Raw genomic sequence first — 12,002 nt, forward strand, 5'->3', positions numbered from 1 at the left:
CCCATTTTTCGCTGTTTTCTTCGAGACGGAGGTGTCCACGACCGCCATCTCGAACCGCTCCCAAAATCAGATTGGTTTGAGCTTCCCAGATTTGGGAGTATGATTTCCGCCGTAAGTCCTTTTTGCTGTTCTAGTTGACGTGGTTGGCTATGACGGATTCTGTACGTTTGTTTAATTGCACCCGATTCTCAGCGCGGTCGCCCACAACAACTGGTGCAGCGATCAACTCATCAACCGGGCGGTGCGATTTGCCCGCCGCGCATGCCAAGGGAAAAGTAAGCTGACAATTATTTCGCCTTCCTGTATCTCTCATTCGCGTGGTTCACGCTCAGTTTTGCGCACGTTCTGGGATAGGCTCCTATTTCCAAATGGAATTAAGTTCCCGTAACTCTATTGATGTGGCCGTAGCAGCACCACCGCGTGCGAAGGCCGCAATACTCCTGTTGGCATCATCAGCGCGTAATTTACATGGCATGTAGATCTGTCCGCCGTTCGCAAAAATCTCTATCGATGTGCGATCCACGATACACCGCAGGCGAATGCTCCCATCTTTTGCCTTGAGGGGGGCTCTTGATTCACCAAAAACCAGTTCCTCATCTTCGACGTTGTAGATAATTTCTTCACCTCGAATACTCAATCCAATTTCTTCCGCATCACCGATGTCGAGAACCGCTTCGATGTCGAAGAGTTCACCTTCAATGCCGGGTGCCGGGACACTTTGGTCTGCAGGGATAGGGACATCTGTCCACTCATGCTCATTTGCATACAGCTTCTCGATTTCCTTCACAGGATTCGCAAACATGCGAAGACCTTCATCCGTAGTATGCAGCGTCAATACTACGGGAAAACCGATCATCTGGTTGAATGGCATGCCTGGTGAGTCGTTCGTTCCCCATGTCATTTGAATGCGTCGGCCATCTTCCTTGGGAATATCACTGAATGTCTGAGAAGCGTAGAAGCAGTCGCCATAATTGAACTTAATCTCTCCGCCTTCTGGTTTGTAATGACTTCCATCGAAATCACCGATGAAGTAATCTCCTGCACCCCCATAAAGGATCCATTTCTTGTTGTCTTCATCGCCATCCACTGCCAATTGGAACAATTCCGGGCACTCATGAAAGGACTTGAGTACACTCTGAAGCTCCCATCGCTTCAAGTCTGGAGAACGGAAGAACGCCATGCGATTGTCGCTCAAGAAAAGGACAATTACCCATTCTTTTGTTTCTTCCCACCAGATGACCTTCGGATCGCGATTGCCTTCATTGATGTGGCCCTGTACCGGTTGATCGTGCTTTGTCCACGTGCGACCACGGTCGTTACTATAAGCGACGCCCTGCGTAAAAGGCTTCCCTTCGGACCACGGACTTGCGTCACCGGCATTGGTGTAAATGGTAATCAATGGCGGTTCATCACCTGTTTGGAAACCGGTCGTGTTGTTCCAATCGACAACGCCTGAGCCTGAGAACATGGTTCCATACTCATCAAGTTGGAGGGCATCACCAATTTCCTCCCAATGGACCAAGTCGGTGCTGACAGCATGGCCCCACGTCATATTGCCCCAATCCCAACCGTATGGATTGTGCTGGTAAAACAAATGATATTCTCCACCGTAGTACATCATGCCGTTAGGATCATTGTTCCAGCCTCGTTTGGAACTGAAGTGAAGCTGCGGGCGCAATTTCTCTTGGTAGACTTCATCCTCCCCGGGATAAGTACTGTCCACACGAATGGCAAAAAAGCTGTCCAACTGCTCGGCAGTGAGTCGTTCCGCTCTTAGTGTAGCCCTTTTACCTGCGAATTCTTTTGTCTCGATAAATGCCCACCAATCTGTCTTGTCTCTGGCAAGGTTAATCACCAGTTCGCGTACCTTCTTACCGTCAACCACCAGTGAAAGGATTTTATCCGGAGCTTCATTCTCAACGGGCAGTAGGATGTACTTTTCATCTAGCACTACTTCCCGTTCGATTCCCTCATGGACATCTTCCTGAGCGAAGACCGGCGCTGTTAGAGAGAGCATTGCAGCCAGACCTGCGGCCACGAATCCTGCCCGCATTACTTCGTGTTTTTTCTTCATTCTCTTCTTCTCCTTCATCTTGCTCTGACCAGCCACTGTACTCTTCTTATGGCTCAATATTTCCATCCGGCTTCGGAAGGCTGTCCCAGTTCTACGCTGTGTGCCCCCTGCCTAGGGTTCGAGATAGACGCGAGTGTAGGGGCTGGAAAGATAAGTGTTGAAACTCCGTGATTTGTATTTGACTACCCTTCCGTGATTGCTGAAGAAATCTATGTGAGATGCAGCGTGCTTGTCGATCTTGATTTCTGCTGTCCATGCTTCTTGCTCTGCATCGAACTTCATGTCACTCCAGTGGTCTTCTCCGATTCGTTGCCATAGAAAAGCTGCACTGGCTTCGGAGCCCCGGTCGTAGATCCACCATATCCTGCCGCTCTCCGCTTTTGGACCGTCCTCGAAACGCACGGTTACTAGAAGTTTGTCGTCGGAAATCTCATGGCTTATTGAAGGTGGTTCCAACATGGGTTCTAAGTCATCGAAGAAATGCCCGAGTATGAATGCCGGTAAATTATCATTCTCTTGAGCTGCATGATGTAGTTCCTGCCCGTGTCCGCCGTTTGGCTGATAATACGTGGGGATTCTTGGGAAGTTTTGCGCCGCCTGCAGAATGCTATATGAATTGAAATCGTGGGTTGTAGGATCAAAAAGCATCTCCACGCCTCTTTCCCTTAGCTGATCCATGTTTCTTGTTACGAAGATATAGTCTGCCATTTCCAGTGCGAGTTTACGGATGTCATCCCAACTGTGCCCGGCTTCCAGGGCCTCGTAGTTGTAATTGGACCCAAAGGTTCCACCAATGAATCCCGTGTAGAATTCTTTTTCGCGCTCGAGACGAATCTCGCCCTTTTCCACCTTTTCAAAGAAGCGTTTATTGTCCGCTTCCAATGCGTCCCATGCCTTTCTATCGCATAGGCGTATTGGTGAATCAGAGATTGTTCCGACCTCTGAGTAAAGTGCTGTGATTCGTTCATCACTGATGAGTGAGACCGTTGGCGAGGAGCCATGCTTAGATCCGCCCGATGCAGCAACCTTGCCCTTTTCGAAATGGTCTTTCTCAGCATAGGCCGCAGTAACTGCACGCATGATCGTTGCGGGCCATCCCCAGTATTGGACGGCATAATGAGGATTGAGTGTCTCAATAAAGCGCCTGGATAATCCTTCACGAAAGTCCCGCGGTTCACCGCCGATGGTTGTCTGGACCAAGCCAACGCCGCCGGCAATAAGAGCAGCGTCTAAACTGCTGATGCGAGCATCGTTTTTCAATACCTCAGGTTCTTCATAGTCGGTAGTCAGATGGAATCCCTTCGCTTTGCAATCTACTGGCACAACCATACGAAGAGGCACACGGTATTCCTGCCCCTCCCAGGCTTCACCGACACGAATAGTGACACATTTCTGGCGTGTCGGCGGATTGCCTTCAACGACATGCCAGTCTTTGATGACCTCGACTGCGAGTGTGCTCGCGTCGCGGATTTCATCCATGTCGAAAAGTGTGGTCTCCGCAAAACATGGCATGCACGATGCGCCCACAAAAAACACAACTATTGACCTCAGCGCAGCCAATGGGCCTAGGGCGCCCAGCGGAAGCCCGGTATTTAGCGAGTAAAACGCTAGCAACGGGTTCTTTCGCTGCGCAGTCATCAATAAAAAATACATAAAGCTGAATTTCATGAAACTCCTCCTATTTCGGAACCGCCTGGCCCTGCAGCCCGCCTACGACGGCCTGCGTTTCCGAAACCGCGGGATAGTCGCAGGGAATCGAAGGCTAGTGCTTTGTCATTGGCTAGTTTTAGGGTTGGTGTCTACGCATCTAAAATTGCAGAAATAGGTTGCGTCGACGCCAACCCTAAACATGAAAGTTGTCAAAGCACTCGGTTTGAGTTTCTTTATTTCCATATGGACTCAAGTTCCCGGAGCTTGATGGATCTGATTTCTGCTGCACCATCTCGTGCGAAGGCTGCTATCGTCTTGTTGTCATCATCAGCGCGTAATTTACATGGCATGTAGATCTGTCCGCCGTTCGCAAAAATCTCTACAGATGTGCGATCCACGATACACCGCAGGCGAATGCTGCCATCGCTTGCCTTGAGGGGTGCAGTTTGCTCACCGAAAACCAGTTGCTCTTCTTTGGGGTGATAGACGATTTCTTCACCACGGATACTCAACCCAAGTTCTCCCGCATCGCCGACATCGAGAACCGCTTCAATGTCGAAGAGTTCACCTTCGACGCCAGGAGCGGGGAAGCTATCGTCTGCACGGATAGCGACATTGGTCCACTCATGCTCTTTTGCATACAGCTTCTCGATTTCCTTCACAGGATTCGCAAACATGCGAAGACCCTCCTCAGTTGTGTGCAGGGTCAGCACCACGGGGAAGGTCATCATCTGATCAAAAGGCATGCCCGGAGCATGATTTAAGCCCCATCCGATTTGGATGCGACGGCCATCCTCCTTGGGAACATTGTTGAAGGTCTGAGATGCATAGAAGCAGTTGCCATAAGAGTATCGGGTCAATTTACCTTCGGGTGTGTAGTGACTTCCATCGAAATCACCGATGAAGTAATCGCCGGTCCCTCCGTAAAAAATCCATTTCTTATTGTCTTCATTGCCGTCCACGGCCAACTGGAATAATTCCGCACACTCGTTCGCCTCTCCGGTCTCCAGAATGCTTTGCAGTTCCCAGCGCTTGAGGTCTTTTGATCGGAAGAAAGCCATCTCGCCGGTATCGAGCCACAATACAATTACCCATTCCTGCGTTTCTTCCCACCAAATCACCTTCGGATCCCGGTTGTTGCCCTTCACATGGCCCTGTACAGGATTGCCTTCGTACTTGGTCCAGGTGCGCCCACGATCGTTACTATAGGCGATAGCTTGCGTAAAGGGCTGCCCTTCAGACCATGGGCCTGCGTCGCATTCGCCGGAATAGGTAAAGATGCAAATCAAAGGAGCTTCGTCACCGGTCTGGAAACCGGTTGTGTTATTCCAGTCAACCACACCCGAACCGGAGAAGATGGTTCCGTACTCATCCAGATGTACAGCATCTCCCAACTCTTCCCAATGAAGCAGGTCTCTGCTAACCGCGTGGCCCCATGTCATATTTCCCCCGAGCGCGCTATAGGGGTTGTGCTGATAGAACAAATGATATTCACCTTTGTAAACCATCATGCCGTTCGGATCATTATTCCATCCCCGCCTTGAAGAGAAGTGCAATTGGGGGCGCAGTTTCTCGGTGTAAACTTCGTCTTCACCTGGAAACGTATTATCAACACGAATGGCAAAGAAGCTGTCCAACTGGTCATCGGCGAGTCGCAACGCTCTGAGAGTGGCCCGCTTTCCACTGAATTCCTGCGTCTCCGTGAAAAACCAATAAGCTGGCTCACCTTGGGCAAGTCGAATCTTAAATTCGCGAACTTTCTCGCCATCCACCTCAAGTTCAAGTACTTGAGTTTCGCATTCATCTTCATTAATCTCGCTCGCTACGGGAAAAATTATGTACTTCTCATCAAGAACAAGTTCCCGCGCGACACCCTCGAGGGCATTTTCCTGCGCGAAGACCTGCAGTGTTGAAAACATGGCCCCTGTCAATGCAATCCGAACCAATCCTAATTTCAATCCGGTGTATCTATTCTTCATGTCCTATATCTCCTTAGTGCAAAGGCCTTCAACGATCCTGGCGGGTAATAGCACGCTTACCGACCGGCGGTTCTTTCACCGTCCCTTCCGCCGCGGCAGCAGCGGTGTCGTAGACCGACCGCATCTTCCAGCCCCTGACCGAGGCCTTGGCGTCTGCACCATCTGCGAAGACTTCGACGCCGAGGCGTTTGTAACCGTCCTCCATGCCGGTGGTAACAGCCTGGCGGCTGTTCGCAAAAACATCGACCATACCCTTGTCGAGGTAGACCGTCAGTTCGAGCGATTCGCCGTCCTCCAGTTCGAAGGGCGCCTTTACCTCACCCACGACGAGCTTTTTCTCGTCGGCGAGGTATCCGATGCGCATGGGGTCTCCGTCGTCGCCACAGAAGACGTTGAGGCCGAAGGCCTCCGCATCCGTAGGCTCGAAGACCGCACTGATTTCGGTTGCCGGGCCCGCAATCCTCTCGAGCTGCTTCCGCTGGCCCGCGGCAACCGAGACAGCGCCTTCGTCGGCTTCGTCATAGCGCAAACCCTGCAGTTCCTGAAGGGGTTTCTGCAGCAGCTTGCCGTCGACGAGGCTTATTTCACGCGGAAGCGACTGGCGGCCGCTGAAGTCCTCCCACATGCCGTCCGTCATCCAGGCCCACATGACGCGGCGCCCATCGGGAGTTAGCAACGATTCCGGCGCGAAGAAATCGGCATCGCGCCAGTTCATCAGGTGATGCTCCGTGGGCAGGTACTTTTCGTCCTTGAAATCGCCGAGGAAGTAGCGGCAGCCCAGGCGGTGGCTGATGCAGAGCAGCATCCACTTGTCGCCGATCTTGACCATGTTGGCGCAGGAAACGTCTTCGTCGGGATCGAGGCCTAAGTCTTCCCAGGGTGTATCATCGTGGAAGAGCTTGCCCATGAACTCCCAATTCTTCAAGTCGCCGGACTTCATCAGTTGCGGCGGCCCCCCACCCGAGATGGCGTAATAGGTGTCGTTGTTGAGCCAGCAATCAGGGTCCCAGTTGTTGCTGTCGGCCTCTTTGCCATCGGGCCCCATCGGGATGACGGGAATCGCCTCACTCCACGAATTGAGCGTGTCGTCGAGGGCGATCTGCACCACGTTCCGCTCCCGTCCTTCGCCGTGGTAGATGATCGCTGGCTTGCCTTCCTTGGTAAGAAAAGCCGTGCCGCTGAACATCCCGTAGCCGCCGTTCACGGGCGGTGCGAGGGTGGTTTCGTGCCATTTCCAGTTCACCATGTCCTTGCTCGAGAGGTGAGCGAAGCAGCATCCGACGCTGTTTCTGTAGATGTAGTGAAAGTGATAGCGACCCTTGTAGTAGATGGCCGCATTTGGATCGCCCGGATCGGCAGCGCTGGGGCCAGGGTGAAAAATGTGGTAGGTCATCCAGTGCTCGGGTATCACCTCCGGCATGGCCGGCGTTTCGCCCGTCCATGCCGAGTACTCTGCCAATTCCCGCCAGCCATCCCCATCGAAGTCCAACGCCTCCTCCTTCTCCGCGGCAATGGCGGCCCCGCCCGCACCGAGCCACAGGCGGCCATCCTCCAACCAGGCTTTCTCCCTCAGTTCCGTGAAGACGAGGCGCCCGGTACTATCCTTCATCTCGTCGCCTTCGAAGTCGAACCATGCCCATGGCTTGATGTCCGATGCCTTATTGGGCTTCAGCGTCTTGAGCTGGTCCGGGGTCAGCGCCTGCGCATAGATACGGGCGTCTTCGATGGCCCCGACAATGGCTCCCCCACCTCCGATGTGCCTGCGGCCGAAGACAACGATCTGACCGTCCTCCTCGAAGAGGTCAAGCAGCTCGGCGTTGTAGGAGGTCAACTCCTCACCATTGCGGTAGATGGCGACCTTGCCGCCGCCGTATACGACGGCCATCTGGATCAGGGCGTCTGCACCAATCTCCTCGGTGGGGTAGTCCTGCTCCTCGTGGGTTCGCGTGAAATTTTCGCTGCCGGCCATCCATTTCCCGTCCTGGATCTCGCCGAAGACAATGGCGTCGAATTGCGTGCCACGTTGCAGTGTCAGCGCGCTGCCTGCACGGTATTCACTCTCATTGAGCATCACCCAGGAGACAAGGGTCTTCTCCCCTGGTTCAGCGGCGGTAGCACAGAATGGGCCGCCGCACAGAAGGAGGCCTACCAGAAGAGCCGAGAGTAAGGTTCTATGCTGAGTTGTTTTCACTTTTGCTGACGGTAAACATTCTGCGTGCTTTTTACACATCTTCTTTCACACCTAGGCTGACTTTTCTTAATTAATCCAGCACCTTAATTCCAAATAGAATAAAGTTCCCGAGAGATAATTCCATTGATAGATCGCAACTGACGAGTGACTAACCATCAGTAGATGGATTTCATAGACCAACAGGTTACTTTATTCACCTTGACGTCGGCTCCGTTGGCATACAGGGCAATATGCTGATTTTCGGGTTCGTATTCATGCCAGGCGACTGCGGCCTGGCGGTCATTGGCGAACACTTCAATCATCCCTTTGTCGATGAATATGCGTAACGTGAGGTCCTCGCCATCTTTCAGCCTAAAGGGTAGTTCAACATAATCCAGCGTGATCGTGTCGCGATCCGTACCCGATGCGATTTTGAACCCGTTTTCACCCTTTGCGTTGGCGAGAATGCGTAGCCCAAATTCGCTGGCCTGGGGAGCATCGAAGACAACTTCCAGCTCAATCGTGTCGCCCTCCATATCCTCCAGCACCTGGGTGTCCCCAGACTTAATGGTGATGTCCTCTACCTCTTTTTGATGGGTGCGAAGTTGGGTCAATTCTCTCAACGGCCTAATCTCTAGCATGCCGTCATCGTCAAGACTGAGTTCTCGGGGCAGCGATTGAATACCCGACTGAAGTTCTTCCATCAATCGGTCAAACTTCTTCGTCCGCGCAACACGCTGGTCGACGAATACCCCGGGTGTCGACCAGGCCCACATCACTCGGCGCCCATCAGGGGTGAGCAGCGATTCCGGCGCAAATAGATCCCACCCGGCCCAGTTCAGGAGGGCGTGATGATCTGGCAGGTATTGTCCGTCTTGGAAATCGCCCAAGTAATACCGGGCGCCCAGTCCATGGCTAATGCACAGCAGCATCCATTTGTCGCCGAGCTTAAACATGTTGGCGCAGGAAACGTCTTCTTCCCTTGCCACGCCCAGGTCTGCGGGGAAATCCGGATGAAACAGTACGCCCTGGAAGAGCCAGTTCTTGAGGTCTTTCGAGGTGGCTATTGTCGGATCCTCTCCGCCACTGAGGGCGTAATAGGTGTCGCCTATGCGCCAGCAGTCGGGATCCCAGTGCCGCATGTCGGCCGGTTTGCCGTCGGCGGTTCTAGGTTCGACGGCCATGGGCTTCGTCCATTGGCTTAATGCATCATTTTTCGCGAATGCAATGTGGTTTCTATCGGAATCCGCGCCATGATAGATGATGGCCGCTTTGCCTTCTTTGGTGAGCAGCGCCGTACCGCTGAACATTCCGTGTCCCGCCAATGGGGGCGTCAATATCGTCTCCTGCCATTCCCAATGCACCATATCATCACTGGTCACGTGTGCGAAGGAAGCGCCGTGACTCTGATAGATATAATGCAGGTGATATTTACCGCCGTAATAGATAGCGCAATTCGGATCCGCGGGAACCGCCTTGCTTGGACCGGGGTGCGCCAGATGATAGGTCAACCAGGGTGCGGGAATCGGGTCCGGCATGGCGGGCGTTTCGATTTCGAAGGGCGCGGTGGCAAATCCAAGCACACAGAACTGCATCAGAAGAATCATGATCGACAACCTCTTTGTATCGTACATTTTCTGTTCTTGGTACGCCTGTGATTCCCGCATTGCCTGTGATTCCCGCATTGTTAGTCTTCACTACGCCCGCAGCGGATAGAGAACATCACCTCGTCTTCTTCTTGCTCTGGCAGCTATTGAGCAACCACCTCGATACTTGCCCAGTAGCCGGCCTCATCAGCCCAGCCATTAGCCAAGTTGGAAAGTGACAGCTTGGTTTTTTGCCCGGCAAAACTCGACAGGTCAACCTCCACTTCCATCCATCCATCCGTCGAGGCTTCCTTGCCAATATCGGTTTCCTTTAGAAATACGCCGTTGCCTTTGATTAGCAGGGTCCAGTCGCCTTCAGGATGATGGCCTACTACCAGCCGTAAAACCGGCTTGCCTTTCGGGACATCGACTTCGGCAAACAACTCGCATCCGATAGCTTCATTCAACGGATGTGTGACTAGGACATTCTGCTTGCCATAGACTTCAGCGTTAATGCCAGGATTACTATCTTCCAGACAGTTCCTTGCGGACCATCCGGGGGCAAACTTTGCAACCTCTGCGCTGATGTCTATTGGCCGTGCTGCTCCCCGCACTCCCTCTATTCCGTGGTGTAGTGCGGCATATTCTGCTTTGGTCTGTCCGACGTCGGCAAAGGGCACAAGCGGGAATACCTTCTGATAGTCCCACTGCTGAACGGCGCAGGAGTAAATGACTGTTTTTGGCCACCAACCCTCTTTGGGGAGGCCGCCATGTGCTTTGATAGATTCGTCAAGCGCAAGGACCTGCGGGCCGCGCACGAAGGCAACCATTTCCGATTCTGCATTCGTGTCGTCCACAAGGCGAACTTCAATGGGAATGGTAACCTGAACCTTGTCGCCCGGAGTCCATTCTCTTTCAATCTCAACAAGACGATTATCCGATGCTGAGTAGGTCTTCCCATCTATAGAAGCCTGGAATCCTTCAGCCCACTCGGGCGCACGAAGTACAAGCGGGAAGCTCATGGCTTTCTCTGGATTTACTTCAATCTCGATGTCGCCATAGTCAGGATAATCTCCGCTCACATTCAAAGTTACATCACCTTCAGCGCAGTGTAGAGCGTGCTTCCCGGGGATGTATTGAAGCAAAGCCGGCTTGCCGTTGAGCGTACCGGATGCATGAGCAGGAATCATGGCGATGCCACGCGGGATACTGCTCGAGCAGCAGGAAATGCCCGGCAGAGACGGGTCGTGGCTCGATTCGCCAAATCCCTTATATCCAATGAGCGGCGTGTAATAGGTCACTTCGCCGTCAAAGGGGGATTCAGCACCTGTGAGTGCGTTGTAGATGGTGCTTTCGAGCGCATCTGCATACTTGACCTCTCCAGTAAGCTCGAGGAGACGGGTGGTCAGTTGAAGCCAGGTAACGGTAACACAGCCCTCTGCACACTCACGGCCAGGACGCAAAAGGTGGTCCTCATCGAAATGCTCATTATAGCTGGTCGTACCCGTAATATAGAGACGGTTACTAGCAATATCATTCCACGCGTTTTTGCAGGCGGCAAGGTAACGTTCATCTGGATCGACGCGGTACAATTCAAGAAGTCCAACAAGATTTGACGTCATCTCATAGGCTTTTTTATTGGCCGTATCGAATACGCTTCCGTGATCCAAGAGGCTCTTCAGAATTCCACTGCCCTCTTCTTTTGCTTCCGTTGAAGGGTCCTCTTTTCGATCCCAGGATTCGATGATGTAATGACAGAAGTCAAGGTAGCGCTGCTCGCCTGTTAACCGGTACAGTGTGGCCATGGGCTCGAGCACACTCGTGGCGGCCATGCCTTCATGGGCACTGGCACGCCGCAGGCTATTCCCCTTTACGACAAAAGTTTCATGGAGTAGATCGGCGGCGCGCTTACTTGCCTCGAGGGCTTTCTCGTCACCCGTTACTTGGTAGTACGAAAGCAAACCGATGAGGTTGTACTTGTGCATCCAAACGTCCCAGATGGGGCCACGCCAATCCACGCCATCACCCTGGTAAAAGTGATCTTTCTCTACGTAGGTGCCGAGATATCCGTTGTCAAGCTGACAGGAGATAAGTTCTTTGACGGCGTACTCCATGCGCTGTTTGAGGCGATCATCGCCCGTGAAACTATAGGCATGGCTGGCGGCGTGGAGGAACTTCCCAATGTGCTCGCCCACCCACCACTGCACTCCCGGGCGATGTTTGAAAGGCTCCAGCAGCAAATCTAGATCCAGGGTGAGCAGACGTTTCTCCACGTTGATTTGCATGCGATCGTGAAGCCAACTGTCGCTGTAGGTTGTTGCCTGGATGTCTGCCGGCTCAAACGTAAACGTCACCTTGTCCGCGATGGCGGGTTTGACAACATCCGCGGGCATTGCTTGTGCGACCGGTGTCCACGCCCTGAGCAAGGCGAACGCCACCAGTCCGATCCCTGCTGCTGATCCCCAGAGTTTTGCTACTGCCACACTATTCGTTTTCATAGTATTCCTTTCGTCTCTCGGTTGACCGTATCGCCTTATCGCCAA

Annotated in this window: 6 protein-coding genes; all 6 read right to left on the reverse strand. The window is 52.9% G+C overall.

Annotated elements, in window-relative coordinates:
• Positions 1–358: 358 nt before the first annotated feature.
• Complete coding sequence (locus Pr1d_RS22410; protein WP_168205427.1) at positions 359–2,074, reverse strand: GH32 C-terminal domain-containing protein; 1,716 nt, start codon at positions 2,072–2,074, stop codon at positions 359–361.
• 111 nt (positions 2,075–2,185) lie between these two features.
• Positions 2,186–3,586: a hypothetical protein gene (locus Pr1d_RS22415; protein WP_168205428.1), complete on the reverse strand. Its 1,401-nt coding sequence runs from the start codon at positions 3,584–3,586 to the stop codon at positions 2,186–2,188.
• Positions 3,587–3,957: 371 nt separating this feature from the next.
• Complete coding sequence (locus tag Pr1d_RS22420; protein WP_148075621.1) at positions 3,958–5,703, reverse strand: glycoside hydrolase family 32 protein; 1,746 nt, start codon at positions 5,701–5,703, stop codon at positions 3,958–3,960.
• A gap of 28 nt (positions 5,704–5,731) precedes the next feature.
• A complete protein-coding gene (locus Pr1d_RS22425; RefSeq protein WP_148075622.1) occupies positions 5,732–7,933 on the reverse strand; it encodes a glycoside hydrolase family 32 protein in 2,202 nt (733 codons plus the stop codon).
• Between the two features lie 116 nt (positions 7,934–8,049).
• Positions 8,050–9,507, reverse strand: coding sequence for a glycoside hydrolase family 32 protein (locus Pr1d_RS22430; RefSeq protein ID WP_168205430.1), 1,458 nt, complete (start codon positions 9,505–9,507; stop codon positions 8,050–8,052).
• Between the two features lie 116 nt (positions 9,508–9,623).
• Positions 9,624–11,957, reverse strand: a complete 2,334-nt coding sequence (locus tag Pr1d_RS22435; protein ID WP_168205431.1) for a glycoside hydrolase family 127 protein — start codon at positions 11,955–11,957, stop codon at positions 9,624–9,626.
• Positions 11,958–12,002: the final 45 nt, after the last annotated feature.

It is taken from the genome of Bythopirellula goksoeyrii (assembly GCF_008065115.1).
GTDB classification, from domain to species: Bacteria; Planctomycetota; Planctomycetia; order Pirellulales; family Lacipirellulaceae; genus Bythopirellula; species Bythopirellula goksoeyrii.

Excerpts from the sequence above, each read along its gene's own strand:
- Pr1d_RS22425 (WP_148075622.1), bottom strand. The coding sequence starts at position 7,933 with ATGTGTAAAAAGCACGCAGAATGTTTACCGTCAGCAAAAGTGAAAACA.
- Pr1d_RS22430 (WP_168205430.1), bottom strand. The coding sequence starts at position 9,507 with ATGTACGATACAAAGAGGTTGTCGATCATGATTCTTCTGATGCAGTTC.
- Pr1d_RS22435 (WP_168205431.1), bottom strand. The coding sequence starts at position 11,957 with ATGAAAACGAATAGTGTGGCAGTAGCAAAACTCTGGGGATCAGCAGCA.
- Pr1d_RS22420 (WP_148075621.1), bottom strand. The coding sequence starts at position 5,703 with ATGAAGAATAGATACACCGGATTGAAATTAGGATTGGTTCGGATTGCA.
- Pr1d_RS22415 (WP_168205428.1), bottom strand. The coding sequence starts at position 3,586 with ATGCCATGTTTTGCGGAGACCACACTTTTCGACATGGATGAAATCCGC.
- Pr1d_RS22410 (WP_168205427.1), bottom strand. The coding sequence starts at position 2,074 with ATGAAGAAAAAACACGAAGTAATGCGGGCAGGATTCGTGGCCGCAGGT.